At 67.2% G+C, this 16882-nt stretch carries 13 protein-coding genes; 7 read left to right on the forward strand and 6 right to left on the reverse strand.

Features of this window, described 5'->3' with window-relative positions; genetic code table 11:
- Positions 1-35 precede the first annotated feature (35 nt).
- On the forward strand, positions 36-1130 hold the full coding sequence (locus QO207_RS18535) for a hypothetical protein (RefSeq protein ID WP_301533785.1): 1095 nt from the start codon (positions 36-38) through the stop codon (positions 1128-1130).
- Positions 1131-1286: 156 nt separating this feature from the next.
- Here the strand turns inward: QO207_RS18535 and QO207_RS18540 are convergent, their stop codons facing one another.
- The 3 genes from QO207_RS18540 to QO207_RS18550 form a co-directional block, all read right to left on the reverse strand.
- Entirely contained in the window at positions 1287-2081 is a 795-nt protein-coding gene (locus QO207_RS18540; RefSeq protein WP_301533786.1) for a lytic transglycosylase domain-containing protein, read from the reverse strand.
- A gap of 339 nt (positions 2082-2420) precedes the next feature.
- Entirely contained in the window at positions 2421-2780 is a 360-nt protein-coding gene (locus QO207_RS18545) for a cupin domain-containing protein (protein ID WP_192432754.1), read from the reverse strand.
- Positions 2781-2791: 11 nt separating this feature from the next.
- On the reverse strand, positions 2792-4177 hold the full coding sequence (locus QO207_RS18550; protein ID WP_301533787.1) for an FAD-binding oxidoreductase: 1386 nt from the start codon (positions 4175-4177) through the stop codon (positions 2792-2794).
- A 154-nt stretch (positions 4178-4331) separates the two neighbouring features.
- On the opposite strand from QO207_RS18550, the gene QO207_RS18555 reads away from it, so the two are divergent.
- Positions 4332-5156 (forward strand): nuclear transport factor 2 family protein, encoded by an 825-nt coding sequence (locus QO207_RS18555; protein ID WP_301533788.1) that lies wholly within the window; start codon positions 4332-4334, stop codon positions 5154-5156.
- Positions 5157-5378: 222 nt separating this feature from the next.
- A complete protein-coding gene (locus QO207_RS18560) occupies positions 5379-6851 on the forward strand; it encodes an aldehyde dehydrogenase family protein (protein ID WP_301533789.1) in 1473 nt (490 codons plus the stop codon).
- Positions 6852-7275: 424 nt separating this feature from the next.
- On the opposite strand, the gene QO207_RS18565 is transcribed toward QO207_RS18560, so the two are convergent.
- Positions 7276-7944 (reverse strand): TIGR04211 family SH3 domain-containing protein, encoded by a 669-nt coding sequence (locus tag QO207_RS18565; protein ID WP_301533790.1) that lies wholly within the window; start codon positions 7942-7944, stop codon positions 7276-7278.
- A gap of 301 nt (positions 7945-8245) precedes the next feature.
- On the opposite strand from QO207_RS18565, the gene QO207_RS18570 reads away from it, so the two are divergent.
- A complete protein-coding gene (locus QO207_RS18570; protein WP_301533791.1) occupies positions 8246-8569 on the forward strand; it encodes a DUF2790 domain-containing protein in 324 nt (107 codons plus the stop codon).
- Position 8570: 1 nt separating this feature from the next.
- Here QO207_RS18570 and QO207_RS18575 read toward each other — a convergent pair whose 3' ends face one another.
- Together QO207_RS18575 and QO207_RS18580 are read right to left on the reverse strand one after the other, a co-directional pair.
- On the reverse strand, positions 8571-9956 hold the full coding sequence (locus tag QO207_RS18575; protein WP_301533792.1) for a heavy metal sensor histidine kinase: 1386 nt from the start codon (positions 9954-9956) through the stop codon (positions 8571-8573).
- On the reverse strand, positions 9953-10627 hold the full coding sequence (locus QO207_RS18580) for a heavy metal response regulator transcription factor (protein WP_301533793.1): 675 nt from the start codon (positions 10625-10627) through the stop codon (positions 9953-9955). The genes QO207_RS18575 and QO207_RS18580 overlap by 4 nt, the downstream gene beginning before the upstream one ends.
- A gap of 440 nt (positions 10628-11067) precedes the next feature.
- Between QO207_RS18580 and QO207_RS18585 the strand changes: the two genes are divergently transcribed.
- The 3 genes from QO207_RS18585 (at position 11068) to QO207_RS18595 (ending at position 16851) form a co-directional block, all read left to right on the forward strand.
- Complete coding sequence (locus QO207_RS18585; RefSeq protein ID WP_301533871.1) at positions 11068-12276, forward strand: TolC family protein; 1209 nt, start codon at positions 11068-11070, stop codon at positions 12274-12276.
- Positions 12277-12447: 171 nt separating this feature from the next.
- The gene (locus QO207_RS18590) at positions 12448-13698 is read left to right on the forward strand and encodes an efflux RND transporter periplasmic adaptor subunit (protein ID WP_301533794.1); all 1251 of its coding nucleotides are present in this window, start codon (positions 12448-12450) and stop codon (positions 13696-13698) included.
- Positions 13699-13710: 12 nt separating this feature from the next.
- Positions 13711-16851 carry a CusA/CzcA family heavy metal efflux RND transporter gene (locus tag QO207_RS18595; protein ID WP_301533795.1) on the forward strand — a complete coding sequence of 1047 codons (3141 nt, stop codon included), beginning with the start codon at positions 13711-13713 and terminating at the stop codon, positions 16849-16851.
- Positions 16852-16882 lie beyond the last annotated feature (31 nt).

Here is a 16882-nt window from a genome sequence, read left to right on the forward strand (position 1 = left end):
GTGATGAAGTCCGAGGGTTTCCGATGAGTCACACGATGGATATTTTCTGGCACGACGACGTGCTGCGCCACGACACCGCCGCCGGCGTGTTCGAGGCGCCGCCCAGCGATCTGCTGGCCGAGCAACTGCTGCACCCGGAGAGCAATCCCCGGCTGCTCAACATGCGCGCCATCCTCCAGCGCGGGCCGGTCGCGGATTCGCTGCGCTGGCACGAAGGTCGCCACGCCAGCGAAGAAGAGCTGCTGCGCTTCCACGATGCCGACTACCTGCGCGGCATCTTCGAGGCGGACGCCCAGGGCAAGCGCTTCAGCAGCACCACGCTGATGTCCGCCGGCAGCCTCGCCGGCCTGCTGGCCGCCGCCGGCACCAGCCTGCTGGCGCTGGAAAGCGTGCTGGCCACCGGCAACCCGGCCATGGCCCTGGTGCGCCCGCCGGGCCACCACGCCGCGCCGGCGATGGCCGACGGCTACTGCTTCTTCAACAACGTCGGGGTTGCCGCGCGCGCCGCCCAGGCGGCGGGACTTGAACGGGTCGCCATCGTCGACTGGGACGTGCACCACGGCAACGGTACCCAGGAAGGCTTCTACGACGATCCTTCGGTATTCACCGTGTCCCTGCACATGGACCACGGCGCCTGGGGCCCGAGCCACCCGCAGAGCGGCGCGGCGGATGAGCGTGGCTACGGCGCCGGGCTGGGCAGCAACCTCAACCTGCCGCTGCCCGTGGGCTCGGGCGACCAGCTCTACGAGATGGTCTTCAGCCGCTTCGTCGAGCCGGCGCTGCGCGCCTTCAAGCCGGACCTGCTGATCATCGCCAACGGCCTCGACGCCTCGCAGTTCGACCCCAACGGCCGCCAGTTGGTGACCATGCAGGGCTTCAACCGACTGGCCCGCCGCGCCCGCGCGCTGGCCGACGAGCTCTGCCAGGGACGCCTGCTGGTGGTACAGGAGGGCGGCTACAACCCGGCCTACAGCGCCTACTGCCTGCATGCCGCGACCGAAGGCTTCCTCGGCCAGGCGTCCACGCTGCCCGACCCGCTGGCCTACATGCCGGAGCCTCCGGCGCGGGTGGAGGCCGATCTCGCCGCGCTGGATACGCGGCTGGCGACGGCGGGGTGGAAGTTCTCCTGAGTCCTGGGGTGGCCCGTTAGCACAGGGGGCAGGGCTAGCGTAGGAGCGGACTCCGTCCGCGATCGATTCGCCGCCGCTCCGGCCGGCCACGGAGCACGGCCAGCCCATCGCGGACGAAGTCCGCTCCTACGCGCGCTGAGATGTCGGCAGCCCGCCTCAGCGATGATTGCGATAACGCTCGGTCAGGGACTGTACGCGGGCGACATAGGTTTGCGTCTCGCTGTAGGGCGGTATCCCGTTGTACTTGTCGACGGTCATTTCACCGGCGTTGTAGCTGGCCAGTGCCAGCCGCTGATTACCGTTGAAACGCTTGAGCAGCCAGGCCAGGTAGCGCACGCCGCCGCGGATGTTCTGCCGTGCATCGAACGGATCGCTGACGTTGAAACGCACGGCGGTATCGGGCATCAGCTGCATCAGCCCCTGGGCGCCGGCGATGGAAATGGCGTTGGGCTGGAACGCCGATTCGGCATGGATCACCGCACGCACCAGCGCCTGGTCGACACCGTAGCGGGTCGAAGCCGACTCGATCTCCCGCCGGTAGGAGCGGGTATCCAGGCGCAGGCGGGCGACGTTGAAATCCTTCGGCGCCATGCACAGGTAACAGCCCTTGATGTAATACACCTCCAGCACATCGACCCGCGCCGAGATACCCACGGGGCGCCGGCTCACATACTGGCGCACGCCGTTGTGGACGAAGGTGTAGACGCGAATCCGCTCGGCGCCCGGCTCGACCCTGGCTGCGGGCTTCGCCTTGGCGCCGGCAGCGGCACCTGACTTGCCATGCTGAAGGGTGCAATGGGCGCCGGCGATGGCACGGCTGCTGTGGCTGATGGTCCCGTCCGCCCCTTGGCACCGGTACAGCGCGCTGGCGTATAGCGGAGCGACCAGCAACGCCAGCCCGATGCAGCCAGGAAGGCTCCAGCGAGCCCATCGCCATGCTCTGGAATCCATCGAACCGCTCCGCGCCACCGGCGTCGATCAGGCTCCGGGGCGCCTGATCCGGGCAAATGAGAAAGCCAATCGGGGCGGTCGTGACCGGACTTCCTGGACGACCTGCCGTTTCGGTTCGCTAGTTATAGCCCTTTCAATTGGCGCTGGAGCCTGGGGAGACGTACGGCTAACTGGAGTTTCGGAACGCAGCGCAGGTCAATGCAGCTCGCAGAGGAACCGGACGTTGCGTAGGAGCGGACTCTGTCCGCGATCGATTCACCGCCACTCCGGTTCGTCCGGGCGTTGGACGAAGCCAATCGCGGACGGAGTCCGCTCCTACGCAGCCTGCGAGCCCGTCGCTCAACCGAGAATGAAATACACCTTGCGCACCGGCGTGAGGTTTTCCCAGGTGCCCTTGAAGCCCGCCGCCACCACGAACGAGTCCCCTGGCCCGAAGGTCTTCGCCACGCCGTCGGCGTCGGTCAGGCGCACCGTGCCTTCGAGGATGTGGCACAGCTCGTCGTAGTCGCACTCGCAGCGCTCCAGGTGCACGCCGGCTTCCCAGATGCCGGCGATGGCGTTCTTTTCCGGAGCACTGAAGTGCCGCCAGCTGCGGCTCTGGTACGGCGCATCGACGATGGCCGGATCGTTGATCTCGCGCTCCTGCGGGGCGAGTTCGGGATTGGCGAAGTCGATGACGTGGCGGGGCAGGGTGGACATGAGGTTCTCCATCAGGAATCGAAACCGACGCCGAAGGCATCGCAGGTCTTGAGCAAAAGGTCGCGGCGGCCGGTGCGGTCTTCCTTGGCCAGCGAACGCTGGGCCAGGCGCACGCCGAGGTAGCGCAGCGGCTCGGGCGGGAAGGGGAAGGGCTTCTGCGAGGTCATGCGCAGCTGGGTGCGTTCGGTGCGCTCGCCGCCCAGCTGGTCGAGCATGTTCAGCGCGGCGAAGCGGCTGGCCGCCACGCCCTGGCCGGTGAAGCCCAGCGCATAGGCGACACGGTTGCCGAGCACGCAGCCGGTGAACAGTGTGGTACGCGCCGAGGTGTCGATGATGCCGCCCCAGGCATGGCTGAACTGCACCGGGCCGAGCTGCGGGAAGGCCTCGCGGAACTGCTCGGCCAGGCGCTGGAAGCTTTCCGGGCGCTGGGTCAGGGCTTCGTCGCGGCGGCTGCCGAAGTGGTAGATGGCGTCGAAGCCGGCCCAGAGGATGCGGTTGTCGGCGGTCTTGCGCAGGTAGTGGAACTGGTTGCCGGCATCGGCTATGCCGTAGCGGTCGACCCAGCCGATTGCGCGCAGCTGGTCGTCGGTGAGCGGCTGGGTGACCAGCGAGTAGTCGTACACCGGGATCACGCTGGAATTCAGGTGGCCGAGCAGCGGCGGCGCGATGTTGGTGGCCAGGGCGATCTGCCCGGCCTGCAGTTCGCCACGGTCGCAGCGCAGCAGCAACTGGTCGCCACGCTGGTGCAACTCATGCACCGGGGTGTTCTCGAACAGCTCGACGCCCTGTTCGATGCACACCCGGCGCAGCTCGGCGGCCATCTTCGCCGGGTTGAGCAGCGCATAGTTGGGTTCGTACACGCCAGCCTTGTACATCGGCGAATCCAGGCGCTGCGCCAGGTCCGCGCCTTCCAGCCACTCGCAGTCGATGCCGAAGCGCTGGTAGTTGCGCTGCATGCCGCGCAGGCCCTCGACCTGCCAGGGCTGCATGGCGACGCTGAGCTTGCCGCTGCGCTCGAACTCCACGTTCATGCCGAAGCGCTGCAGGTCCGCCTCGAACTCTTCCAGATTCTGTCGGCCCAGGCGTACCAGGGTTTCAGCTTCTTCCGGCCAGCGGCGCAGGGCATTGCCTACGCCGTGGGAAATGCTCGGTGCGCAGAAACCACCGTTGCGCCCGCTGGCCTCGCCACCGCAGCGACGCGCCTCGACCACCGCGATGCTCGCGCCGGGCCAGCGCAGGCGGGCGTGCAGGGCGGTCCAGAGACCGGTGAAACCGCCCCCGACGACCACCAGGTCGAAGCTGCGATCACCCTCCAGCGCCGGAGTGGCGGGAGCGGGGTCGAGGGTGTCTAGCCAGAAAGGTCTTGGAGTGGCGTGCGCAAGTGGGGCGGATGTCATCGGAAAACTCCGGCAGAATGTCGGAAGAAAAAGCGGTCTTCGGGCCGCGTCCGAGTTTTGTAATCGCTCCGGGGGGCTCAGGCATACGCTCCCCAGCTCTTTGCGGGCACGCCCGGAGCAGGACATGCCGGCTTGAGACCGGCAGGGGAATTCAATGAGTGAAGAACTGGGCTGGAGCGCGACGCTCGAAGGCACCACCCACCAGCCCGACCCGGCGAGCGCCGCTACCCATGCCGTGGTGCTGCGTTATCACCAGGCCTGGCGCCGGCATGACATCGAGGCGCTGATGGCGCTGTTCGACCCGCAGGTGGAGTACAACGATTTCTTCCAGGGCCGTCGGATCGCGCCGCACGAACTGCGCGAATACCTGCAGACCAGCATGCCGGCGGCTGGCGACGAATCTCAGGTGTATACCGACCGCCTGCGGGTGGACGGCGACACCGCCTTCCTGCAGTACCAGGTGACCCTGCGCGGTACCCAGGGGCTGGTGTCCTTCCGCACCACCGAGGCCTACACCGTGCGCGCCGGGCTGATCATCCGCGTCAACGAACACGCAGCGCTGGTCGGCCAGCCGCAGAAAACCGCCAGCGAGCCGCAACCGCGCATGGCCGACAGCCGCCTGGGATTGTCCGCGCGGCAGCTGAGCCTGCTCGGCGGCGATATCCAGCAGTACTTCCAGCAGACCCGGCCGTTCCTCAACCCCGACCTGGACATGCCCCAGGTGGCGGCGGCCACCGGCTACACGCGCAACCAGATTTCCTACTTCCTCAACCAGGTGCTCGGCCTGAGCTTCTACCAGTACCTGAACCAGCTGCGCCTGCGCCACCTGCTCGGCCAGCTCGACGGCGCCACCAGCGTCACGCGTATCGACGAACTGGCGCGGGCGGCGGGGTTCCGCTCGCTGTCGACCTTCTACCGCTGCTTCCGCGAGGAGACGGGGTTGTCGCCCAAGGCTTACCTGGAACAGCAGCGGGCCTGACCTTTGCGTAGGAGCGGACTCCGTCCGCGATGCTTCGGAGCGGCTTCAAGTCATCGCGGATGAATCCGCTCCTACGGGAGTGGTCCTGATGCCGCAACGCTGTCGATGACCTTGCGTGCCGCTCCGCGCGTGCCCGCATGCACGGCGCCCGCGTTATCAATCTCGCGCCCATTTCCCTATGCTCGGCGGACAAGTATTCCAACCCGCTCAGGAGACCTTCCCATGCGCGACCAGCTCTATATCGATGGCCAGTGGCAGGCGCCCGCGAAAGGCGGCCGCTTCGAGGTGTACGAACCCTCCAGCGAAGCCGTGCTGACCGAAGTCGCTGCCGCCACCGGCGAGGACGTGGACCGCGCCGTGCAGTCCGCTCGCCGGGCCTTCGATGAGGGCGAGTGGGGCCGCAGCAGCGGCAAGGAGCGCGCCGCTTACCTGCGCGCCATCGCCGAAAACCTGCGTGGCCGCCGCGAGGACCTGGCCCGCCTGGAAGTGCAGGACAATGGCAAGCCGCTGCCCGAGGCGCAGTGGGATATCGATGACGCCATCGGCTGCTTCGACTACTACGCCGAGCTGGCCGAAGGGCTGAATGATGAGGGTGAAGTGGTCGCGCTGCCCGACGAGCGTTTCGCCTGCCGCGTGCTGCGCGAGCCGGTCGGCGTGGCCGGGCAGATCATTCCGTGGAACTACCCGTTGCTGATGGCTTCGTGGAAGGTTGCGCCGGCGCTGGCCGCAGGTTGCACCGCCGTGCTCAAGCCTTCGGAACTGACGCCGCTGACTTCCCTGGAACTGGCCGCTGCCGCCGATGCCGTGGGCCTGCCTAAGGGCGTGCTCAACGTGGTCACCGGACTGGGGCGTGACGCTGGCTCGCCGCTCTCGGCGCATCCGGGCGTGGACAAGCTGGCCTTCACCGGCAGCGTGCCGACCGGGCGCGCGATCATGCAGGCGGCGGCCCAGGACATCAAGAACGTCAGCCTGGAGCTGGGCGGCAAGTCGGCATTCATCGTCTTCGATGACGCGGATGTCGAGGCAGCCGTGGAGTGGATCCTGTTCGGCATCTTCTGGAACCAGGGCCAGGTGTGCAGTGCGACCTCGCGGCTGCTGGTGCAGGACGGCTTGCATGACCGGCTGATCGAACGCCTGGTGGAAGAAACCCGCCGCATCACCATTGGCAATGGCCTGGAGCCGGGCGTGCTGCTCGGCCCGCTGGTCAGCGCCGGGCAACACGCCAAGGTGCTGCAGGCCATCGAGGCCGGCGTGCGCGACGGCGCGAAGCTGGCCACCGGCGGCAAACGTCCGGCCCATCGCGACAAGGGCTGGTTCGTCGAGCCGACGGTGTTCATCGACGCGCCGCTGGAGAGCGCCGTGTGGCGCGAGGAAATTTTCGGCCCGGTGCTCGCCGTGCGCCGCTTCAAGGACGAAGCCGAGGCGCTGCGCCTGGCCAATGACAGCCAGTTCGGCCTGGCGGCGGCGGTGATGTCGGCTGACCCCGCGCGTTGCGAGCGAGTCAGTCGCGGCCTGCGCGCCGGCATCGTCTGGGTCAACTGCTCGCAGCCGACCTTCACCCAGGCGCCCTGGGGTGGCTACAAGCAGAGCGGCATCGGCCGTGAGCTGGGGGTGTGGGGGTTGGATAATTACCTGGAGACCAAGCAGGTTACCGAGTACCTCAGTGACCAGCCGTGGGGGTGGTACATCAAGTAAGGCCAGCCAGACGTGCTGAGTAGGCGCGCGTAACCTGTTCCGGGTTATGTGCCCTACGGGCTGACGACGCCTTCGGGCGCTGTTGTCTTTTGCTTCTGTAGCAGCGAGCTTGCTCGCGAACCGCGCTCTGCAGTGGCTACAGGCGTTCCGCGTCGTAGGATGGGTGGAGCTTGCGATACCCATGCTGTTGGTGCGCTGGAATTGAWGGGTATCGCTGCGCTCCACGCCATCCTACGCAAGCGATTTCGGGACGGGCGGCAGGAGGCTGTTCGCGAGCAAGGACCAGTCGTCCCCCTCGATCCTACGAAAGCACATCCGGCTACATGTAGGAGCGAGCTTGCTCGCGAACCGCACGGCACAGACCGTAAGGCGGATAACGCGCCAGCGTTATCCGCCCGACGGACCTGGGTTCAAGCGGGCTGGGTCAGACCCACTCGGTCGTGCGCTTGCGCCGCACGCGCAGCATGGTCGGCAGGATCAGGCCGGCGAGCAGGCCGGCGCCGGCGATGCTGCCGCCGTAGGCCATGTAGCGCATCAGCACCTGTTTGTTCTCGTCGCCCAGTTGCGCCTGGGCGTCGCGCAGTTGCGAGCGGGCCTGGTTCAGTTCGGCGTCCAGGGAGCTGCGGGCGGCCTGCAGTTCGTCGATCAGTTTCTTGCGCGCATCCAGGGTTTCCTGCATGCCCTGCACGCGGTTCTTCCAGGAGTCGTCGATGGTCTGCAGCTGGGTGGTCAGCTCGGTGACCTTCTGCTCCAGCGCCGGCAGGCGTTCGGCCTGGCCGGGCTTTTCCTGCAGGTCCTTGCTGGCGATCCACACGCTGCTGCCGCTGTCGCCGCGCACCTGGCTGTAGTCGCCGGAGGTGCTGATCAGCTGGACCTTCTGCCCGGAGGTGAGGGTGCCGACGATGCGGTAGCCATCGGTGGGGCCGCTGCGCACGTAGGTGCTCAGGCTGTCGTTCACCCAGCGCGAGTTGCTGGCGGGCTCCTCGGCCTGGGCCGGGGCGCCGGCTGCCAGCAGGCCGGCGAACAGGCAGGCACCGAGGGCGCGGGTCTGGAGGGGGGAAACTCGTGCGGGGGAGCGACGCGATAGGGACATGGGCAATCTTCACATGACTTGGAACGAAACCCGCCTTGCGGGAGTGAAAACGCCGGCTCGGTGACTTGTTGAAAACTAGCCGGGTGGCCAATGGCCAGAAATCCCACCCGGAGGGCCGACAGCACACAGACAGTCGTCAGACGCCGAGAGTTCACCACTGGGAAATTGCACGGATGAGTGGTGGGAAATTGCCTGGATGGTTTCCCGCCGGATAACCGAATCGTCATCCGCGTCTCAGCTTCCCGTTAGCGGCAGTCGCATAAGGTGGAGTCATTCCCCACACACCCACGAGGTGACTGCCATGAAACTCCCCCGCATCTTCCTGCTCGCCGCACTGCTCGGCACGTCTTCCCTGGCGCTGGCCGACGGTGGTGGCGACATCACCTTTGCGCGCATGGAACAGGCTCGCCTGCAGACCATGCAGGCATGGAAGGCGACCCAGGTCGCCGACGCCAGGCAGTACCAGTACGGCATGAAACTGGATATCGCCGAGGTGGTGGCGGTCACGCCGCTGAGCACAGCCTGCGGGGTCGTGCCGATGCAGATGCGCTACCTGGATTCCCGAGGTGACCTGCAGGCCATCGAGTACCGTAGCGAGCGCGTGGCATGCCGCACCACCCGCTGATTCATTCAGGCGTCGCCGGAAACCTCAGGAGGAAGTGCGTCGGCCCTTCCTCCGAGCTCTGCGCGCTGGCCGAGCCCAGGTGCAGCTCCATGATCGAACGCACGATGGCCAGCCCCAGGCCCGTGCCACCCTGGGCCCGCGAGCGGCCCTTGTCCACCCGGTAGAAGCGCTCGAACAGGTGCGGCAGGTGCTCGGCGGCAATGCCCGCGCCGGGGTTCTGCACCTGCAGCGTCACCGCTTCGCCATCGTCCTGCACCTGCACGTTGATGCGCTCGCCCTCCGGGGTGTGGCGGATGGCGTTGGACAGCAGGTTGGAAATGGCGCGCTGGATCATCAGGCGGTCGCCCACCACCCGCCCATGACCTTGGATGTCGATGCGCAGCGCCTTCTCCTCGGCGCTGAAATCGAACAGCTCGGCGACCTTCGCCGCTTCCTCTTCCAGCTGCACCGGCTCCTGCGGCAGCAGTGCACGCGGGTGGCTGACCTGGGCGAGGAACAGCATGTCGCTGACAATCCGCCCGACCCGTTCCAGCTCCTCGGTGCTCGCGGCCAGCACCGTTTCGTACTCTTCCTTTTGCCGTGGTCGCGATAGCGTCACCTGGGCCTTGCCCAGCAGGTTGCCGATGGGCGAACGCAGTTCGTGGGCGATGTCGTCGGAGAACTGCGTGAGCTGCTGCACGCCGCCGTCCAGCCGGTGCAGCATCAGGTTCAGCGCCTGCGCGGCCTTGCCCAGTTCCCGTGGCAGGTCCTGCAGCGGAATGCGGTGGCTGAGGTCCTGGGTGGTGACCAGCGCGGCCACCTGGCCGAACTGTCGAAGCGGTTGCAGGCCGCGCTTGGCTACCAGGCGCGCACCAATGGCGATCAGCAGCAGCAAAGGTGGAACCGCCAGCCAGGCCGAGCGCAGGAAGGCGCCAAGCAGGGCGTCGTCGTCGCGGCGATCCAGGGTCAGGAATACCCGCAGGCTATTGCCGTCGCGCAAACGGATCAGGCTGCGTTCGGTTAGCAGGCGACGACCGTCGGACGCGGTCCAGCCAAAGGCACGGCCGTTGCCGGCGAACTCATCGAGTATCGGCAGATCGGCAATCGGCCCACTGCTGAATTGCGCCGGCCGCCCGCGTTGTTCATCGAGCAGCGCCGCGCTGAGATTGTCGTGCCCCATCAGTTGGTCTTGCAGGGCGTGGCCACGCAGGGGCAGGGCGGCGAGGCCGGGGTCGGCCTCCAGCGCGTGGCGCAGTTGCCCGAGCTTGTCTTCCAGTTCGCGGTGGGCACGCTGGTCCAGTTGGTGGTCGAGGGCGAGGTAGGCGAGGGTGAGCAGCAACAGGGTCAGTACCGAACCCAGCAGGCCAACCCACAGGCCGATGCGCAGCGACAGGCTGGCGGGCTTCACGCGCGCGCCTCCAGCACGTAGCCGACCCCGCGCAGGGTGTGGATCAGTTTGGCGGCGAAGGGATCGTCGATCTTCGCGCGCAGGCGGCGGATGGTGACTTCCACCACGTTGGTGTCGCAGTCGAAGTTCATGTCCCAGACCAGCGAGATGATCTGCGTGCGCGACAGCACCTCACCGCTGCGGCTCATCAGCAGGTGCAGCAGGGCGAACTCCTTGCTGGTCAGGTCGATGCGCTGGCTGTCGCGGTAGGCGCGGTGGCGGCCGGGGTCCAGCTCCAGCCCGCCGATCTCCAGCACCTGCGGTTGGTCGATACGTTCGCTGCGGCGCAGCAGCGAGCGCACGCGGGCCAGCAGTTCGGGGAATTCGAAGGGCTTGAGCAGGTAGTCGTCGGCACCCAGGTCGAAGCCCTTCACGCGCTCGGTGAGTCGGCCGCGGGCGGTGAGCATCATCACCCGGATGTCGCTGTGCTGGCGCAGGCTGGCGAGCACGTCCCAGCCGTCCATCTGCGGCAGGTTCACATCGAGGATGACCAGGTCGTAGGCGCATTGCCGGGCCAGGTGCAGGCCGTCGACGCCGTTGTCGGCGCGGTCGACGACATAGCCGCTTTCGCTCAAGCCCTGGTGCAGGTAGTCGGCCGTCTTGTGGTCGTCCTCGATGAGCAGGATTTTCATGGATAGTTACCCGGTAATTGCGTGAAGAGTGGTACGGCAGGCGCAGGGAAGTTCCGCTGCCTGGGGAAAGCGCGCGCAGTCTAGAAGCTGTAGCGACTTCAGGGTCAATCGTGTCGATGTCGCACTTTTGGCCCTGTAAAAGATCCTGGATGTTCTGTAGGTCTATGGTTTTAAAGGGATTTCAGGAATTATGAAGTTCAGCAGGAATGCGCCGAATTGTTTCCTGAAGTTACCTGGGAGAGGCGCGTGGCCTTTTTAAATACATACAACGGGAAGTCGGCGAATAGCCAATTACATGTTTGTAATTATCCAGTCACCTTGCCGCTAGAGAGACACTTCTAGATTCGCCGGTGGAAATGACGGGAAACCGTCGTAGTTGACTCCACCGTGCGAGGTTCGCCGTGTTTTCAAGACGTTCTGTAGTCGCAGCCAGAGCCACGCTGCTGGCGCTGCTGCTCTGGCAATTCCCGGGTTGGGCGCAGGCCCGCGAGATCGGCATCGAGGAGGCCCTGCAGGCTGCTGCCAGCGGTAACCCGGAGCTGGCCGCCAGCGGCCGGGAAATCGGCATCGCCCAGGGGCTGCGCGAACAAGCCGGCCTGCTACGCAACCCGACGCTGTCCTGGGAGCAGGAGGGCACCGAATCGCGCAATCGCACCACCACCATTGGCATCAGCCAGCCGCTGGAGCTGGGCGGTAAACGCGGCGCGCGGGTGGAGCTGGCCGAGCGCGGCCAGGACGTCGCCGCACTGAGCCTGGAGGCGCGGCGCAACCAGTTGCGCGGCGAGGTGATCGCGGTTTTCTACACCGCCCTGCGCGCCCAGGAGCGCGAGCGCCTGGCGCAGCAGTCGGTGGAGTTGGCGCAGCGTGGCGTGGCCGCAGCGGAAGGGCGCGTGCGTGCTGGCAAGGCGCCGCCGCTGGAGGCCAATCGCGCTCAGGTGCAACTGGCAGAGGTACGCCTGGAGCAGGACCGCGCCCGTCGCGAACGAGCCGATGCCAACCAGGCGCTGGCCGCGCTGATGGGGCTGGCGTCGCCGGACTTTACTGGCGTGCGCAACGACAGCGCCCGGCCTTTGCCTGCACTACCAAGCCCTGATGAGCTGCTGCGCCGTCTCGACGGCAGCGCCGAAATGCGCCTCGCGCAAACCCGTATCGACGAGGGTGAAGCTGCGGTGCGGCTGGCGAAGACCCAGCGCATCCCCGACCTCGATGTCAGCCTGGGTAGCCAGGAAGCCATCGAGGAGGGCAATCGCGACCGCATTGCAGTCATCGGTTTCAGCCTGCCGTTGCCGCTGTTCGACCGCAACCAGGGCAACATCCTCGCCCAGTCGCGCCGCGCCGATCAGGCCCGCGACCTGCGCAACGCCACTGAGCTGCGCCTGCGCCAGGAAACCCAGCAGGCGCTGCAGCAGTGGAGCACCGCCCAGGGCGAGGTGAATGCCTTCCGCCAGACCATCCTGCCCAGCGCCCAGACCGCCGTGGAAAGCGCCACGCGCGGCTTCGAGATGGGCAAGTTCGGCTTCCTCGAAGTGCTCGACGCCCAGCGCACCCTGATCACCGCCCGCGACCAGTACCTGCGCGCGCTGTCCCAGGTCAGCGATGCCTGGGGGCGGATCGAGCGGGTCTACGGCGATGTCGGCGCGGCCCGTTAACCGTTGCCGGGCCTGGCTCGGCCTGCTGCTTCTGAGCCTGTCGCCATCGACTGCCGCACCCATTACCGGCGTGCCCGCGCACTGGTGCGTCCACGACCTCTTCAGCACCCTCCATCACCCGCAGGCACCCGCGCAAAAACGCGCTGCCGACGGATTCATTGCGGAGCTTCCATGATCAAGAAAACCCCACTCGCCGCCGCCGTGCTGCTGGCCTCGGCGCTGGCTGTCAGCGCCTACGCCTGGATGGGTAGCGAACAGGCCGGCGGCAGCCATCTCGACGACGCGACCCATGCTGACGGCGAGCACCATAACAGCGCCGCACCGACCCGCCATGCCGAAGCGGCGAGCCATGCCGACGGCGAACATCACGCTGCCAAGGAGACAGCCGTCGAAGAGGAGGGCCTGCACCTGAGCCCTGCGCAGATCGAGGCCGCCGGCATTCAGCTGGCTACTGCCGGGCCGCAGGCGCTGGACGAAGCGTTCAGCCTGCCCGGCGAGATCGGCTTCGACCAGGACCGCACTGCCCACGTCGTGCCGCGCACCCCCGGCGTGGTGGAGTCGGTGGCGGTGGAGCTGGGGCAGAGCGTGAAGAAGGGCGAGCTGCTGGCGGTGATTGCCAGCCAGCAGGTCTCCGAGCTGCGCAGCGAACTGGCCGCCGCCCAGCGCCGAGTCAGTCTGGCGAGCAAGACCTTCGCACGCGAACGGGAGCTGTGGCAGGAGAAGATTTCCGCTGAGCAGGACTACCTGCAGGCGCGCCAGGACCTGGAAGAAGCGCGCATCGCCCTGGCCAACGCGCAGCAGAAGACCAACGCCCTGAGCGGCGTATCGGCCAGCGCTGGCGGCAACCGCTACGAACTGCGCGCGCCTTTCGACGGCGTGGTGGTGGAGAAGCACCTGGTGCCCGGCGAGGTGGTCAGCGAGACCACCGCGGCCTTCACGCTGTCCGACCTGTCGCGGGTCTGGGCCAGCTTCAGCGTGGCCCCGCAGGACCTGGCGCGGGTGCAGGTGGGCAAGGCCGCGCGAGTGGAGGCGACGGACCTCGGCATGCAGGTTGATGGCCGCGTCAGCTACGTCGGCAACCTGCTCGGCGAACAGACCCGCAGCGCGGTGGCCCGCGTCACCCTGGCCAATCCCGATGGCGCCTGGCGCCCCGGCCTGTTCGTCAATGTGCGGGTGAGCAGCAGTGCGCGCCAGGTGCCGATCGCGGTGCCGGAGCAGGCGATCCAGGAGGTGGAAGGCAAGCCCAGCGTCTTCGTGCGCAGTGCAGAGGGCTTCGATCCGCGCCCGGTCGATCTCGGCGCGCGCAGCGCAGGTCAGGTCGAGGTGCTGGCCGGCCTGGCCGCCGGCGACCAGGTGGCGGCCGAAGGCAGCTTCGTTCTCAAGTCGGAGCTGGGCAAGAGCTCGGCGTCCCACGCGCACTGACGGAGCCAGAGCATGTTCGAACGCATCATTCGTTTCGCCATCGAGCAGCGCTATCTGGTGCTGCTCGCCGTCCTCGGCATGGCCGGCCTGGGCATCGCCAGCTACCAGAAGCTGCCCATCGACGCGGTGCCCGACATCACCAACGTGCAGGTGCAGGTCAACACCTCGGCGCCGGGCTTCACCCCGCTGGAGACCGAGCAGCGCGTCACCTACCCGGTGGAGACCGCCATGGCCGGCCTGCCGGGCCTGCAGCAGACGCGCTCGATCTCGCGCTCGGGGCTGTCGCAAGTGACGGTGATCTTCAAGGACGGCACCGACCTGTTCTTCGCCCGCCAGCTGGTCAACGAACGCCTGCAGCAGGCGCGCGAGCAGTTGCCCGAGGGTGTCGAGTCGGCCATGGGGCCGATCTCCACCGGCCTCGGGGAAATCTTCCTGTGGACCATCGAGGCCGAGCCGGGTGCGCGCAAGGAGGACGGCAGCGAGTACACGCCGACCGACCTGCGGGTGATCCAGGACTGGGTGATCAAGCCGCAGCTGCGCAACGTGCCCGGCGTCGCCGAGGTGAACACCATCGGCGGCTTCGCCAAGCAGTTCCAGGTCGCCCCGGACACCCGCCGCCTGGCCGCCTACCGGCTGACTCTGGCGGATGTGATCGCCGCACTGGAGCGCAACAACGCCAACGTCGGCGCCGGCTACATCGAGCGCAACGGCGAGCAGTTGCTGGTGCGTGCGCCAGGGCAGGTGGGCAGCCTGGAGGACATCGCCAACATCGTAGTGGCCAATGTCGACGGCACGCCGATCCGCCTGCGCAATGTCGCCGAAGTCGATCTTGGCCGCGAGCTGCGCACCGGCGCCGCCACCGAGGATGGCCGCGAGGTGGTGCTCGGCACGGTGTTCATGCTGATCGGCGAGAACAGCCGTACCGTCGCCAAGGCTGCTGCCGCCAAGCTCGACGAGATCAACCGCACGCTGCCGGCCGGGGTCAAGGCGGTGACTGTCTACGACCGCACCCAACTGGTGGACAAGGCCATCGCCACGGTCAAGCGCAACCTCACCGAGGGCGCGATCCTGGTCATCGCGGTGCTGTTCCTGTTCCTCGGCAACATCCGCGCGGCACTGATCACCGCCATGGTGATTCCGCTGGCGATGCTGTTCACCTTCACCGGCATGTTCGGCAACCGCATCAGCGCCAACCTGATGAGCCTCGGCGCGCTGGACTTCGGCATCATCGTCGACGGCGCCGTGGTGATAGTCGAGAACGCCATCCGCCGCCTGGCCCACGCGCAGCAGCATCACGGCCGCATGCTGACCCGCAGCGAGCGCCTGCACGAAGTCTTCGCCGCGTCGAAGGAAGCGCGCCGCGCGCTGATCTACGGCCAGCTGATCATCATGGTGGTGTACCTGCCGATCTTCGCCCTCACCGGCGTCGAGGGGAAAATGTTCCACCCCATGGCCTTCACCGTGGTGCTGGCGCTGCTGGGGGCGATGATCCTCTCGGTGACCTTCGTGCCGGCGGCCATCGCGCTGTTCATCACCGGCAAGGTCAGGGAAGAGGAAAACTTGCTGATGCGCGGTGCGCGCCGCGCCTACGAGCCGGTGCTGGACTGGGTGATGGCGCGCCGCGCGCTGGTGTTCGCCGGCGCTGCTGTGCTGGTGGTGCTTTCCGGGCTGCTCGCCAGTCGCATGGGCAGCGAGTTCGTGCCGAGCCTGGGCGAGGGCGACTTCGCCCTGCAATCGCTGCGCACGCCGGGGACCAGCCTGTCGCAATCGGTGGCCATGCAGGAAAAGCTCGAGCGCCAGGTGCTCGACAAGGTGCCCGAGGTGCAGCGCATGTTCAGCCGCACCGGCACGGCGGAGATCGCCTCCGACCCGATGCCGCCGAACATCTCCGATGCCTACGTGATGCTCAAGCCCAAGGAGCAGTGGCCCGACCCGAAGAAGAGCCGTGCGCAGCTGGAGGCGGAAATCCAGGAGGCCGCCAACGGCGTGCCGGGCAGCGCCTACGAGCTGTCGCAGCCGATCCAGCTGCGCTTCAACGAGCTGATTTCCGGGGTGCGCAGCGACGTGGCGGTGAAGGTCTTCGGCGACGACATGGGCGTGCTGAACCAGACCGCCGAACAGATCGCCGGCGTGTTGCGCCAGGTGCAGGGTTCGTCCGAGGTGAAGGTCGAGCAGACCAGCGGCCTGCCGGTGCTCACCGTCAACATCGACCGCCAGCGCGCAGCGCGCTACGGGCTGAATGTCGGCGATATCCAGGACAACGTCGCCGTGGCCATCGGCGGCCGCCAGGCGGGCACGCTGTTCGAGGGCGACCGCCGCTTCGACCTGATCGTGCGCCTGCCGGAGAACCTGCGCAGCGATATCGACGCGCTGTCACGCATGCTCATCCCGGTGCCTGCGCCGGCCAACGCGACGGATTCGCGCATCGGCTTCATCACCCTGGGCGAGGTGGCTCGCCTGGAACTGGTGCAGGGGCCGAACCAGGTCAGCCGCGAGAACGGCAAACGTCTCGTCGTGGTCAGCGCCAACGTGCGCGGGCGGGACATCGGCTCGTTCGTCTCCGAGGCCAGCGCCAGCATCGGGCAGCAGGTGAAGCTGCAGGCCGGCTACTGGACCACATGGGGCGGCCAGTTCGAGCAGCTGCAATCGGCGGCGCAGCGCCTGCAGATCGTGGTGCCGGTGGCGCTGCTGCTGGTGTTCACCCTGCTGCTGCTGATGTTCAACAACGTCCGCGATGGGCTGGTGGTGTTCACCGGGATTCCCTTCGCCCTCACCGGAGGAGTCGTTGCGCTGTGGCTGCGCGACATCCCGCTGTCTATCTCGGCTGGTGTCGGCTTCATCGCGCTGTCGGGGGTGGCGGTGCTCAACGGCCTGGTGATGATCTCCTTCATCCGTAGCCTGCGGGAGGAAGGGCGGGGCCTCGATACGGCGATTCGCGAGGGCGCGCTGACTCGCTTGCGCCCGGTGCTGATGACGGCGCTGGTGGCCTCCCTGGGCTTCGTGCCCATGGCCCTGGCCACAGGCACCGGCGCGGAGGTGCAGCGGCCGCTGGCGACGGTGGTGATCGGCGGCATCCTGTCCTCGACCACGCTGACGCTGCTGGTGCTGCCGGCGTTGTATCGCTGGATGCATCGGCGGGATGAGGAGCTGTAGGTTCTGCCGGACTTGACCTGATAAGACAATT

Origin of the sequence: Pseudomonas sp. CAN1 (genome assembly GCF_030462585.1) — a bacterium.
Classification (GTDB): Bacteria; Pseudomonadota; Gammaproteobacteria; order Pseudomonadales; family Pseudomonadaceae; genus Pseudomonas.

Coding starts and splice junctions, on each gene's coding strand:
- QO207_RS18535 (WP_301533785.1), top strand. CDS start 36: ATGGATATTTTCTGGCACGACGACGTGCTGCGCCACGACACCGCCGCC.
- QO207_RS18540 (WP_301533786.1), bottom strand. CDS start 2,081: ATGGATTCCAGAGCATGGCGATGGGCTCGCTGGAGCCTTCCTGGCTGC.
- QO207_RS18545 (WP_192432754.1), bottom strand. CDS start 2,780: ATGTCCACCCTGCCCCGCCACGTCATCGACTTCGCCAATCCCGAACTC.
- QO207_RS18550 (WP_301533787.1), bottom strand. CDS start 4,177: ATGACATCCGCCCCACTTGCGCACGCCACTCCAAGACCTTTCTGGCTA.
- QO207_RS18555 (WP_301533788.1), top strand. CDS start 4,332: ATGAGTGAAGAACTGGGCTGGAGCGCGACGCTCGAAGGCACCACCCAC.
- QO207_RS18560 (WP_301533789.1), top strand. CDS start 5,379: ATGCGCGACCAGCTCTATATCGATGGCCAGTGGCAGGCGCCCGCGAAA.
- QO207_RS18565 (WP_301533790.1), bottom strand. CDS start 7,944: ATGTCCCTATCGCGTCGCTCCCCCGCACGAGTTTCCCCCCTCCAGACC.
- QO207_RS18570 (WP_301533791.1), top strand. CDS start 8,246: ATGAAACTCCCCCGCATCTTCCTGCTCGCCGCACTGCTCGGCACGTCT.
- QO207_RS18580 (WP_301533793.1), bottom strand. CDS start 10,627: ATGAAAATCCTGCTCATCGAGGACGACCACAAGACGGCCGACTACCTG.
- QO207_RS18590 (WP_301533794.1), top strand. CDS start 12,448: ATGATCAAGAAAACCCCACTCGCCGCCGCCGTGCTGCTGGCCTCGGCG.
- QO207_RS18595 (WP_301533795.1), top strand. CDS start 13,711: ATGTTCGAACGCATCATTCGTTTCGCCATCGAGCAGCGCTATCTGGTG.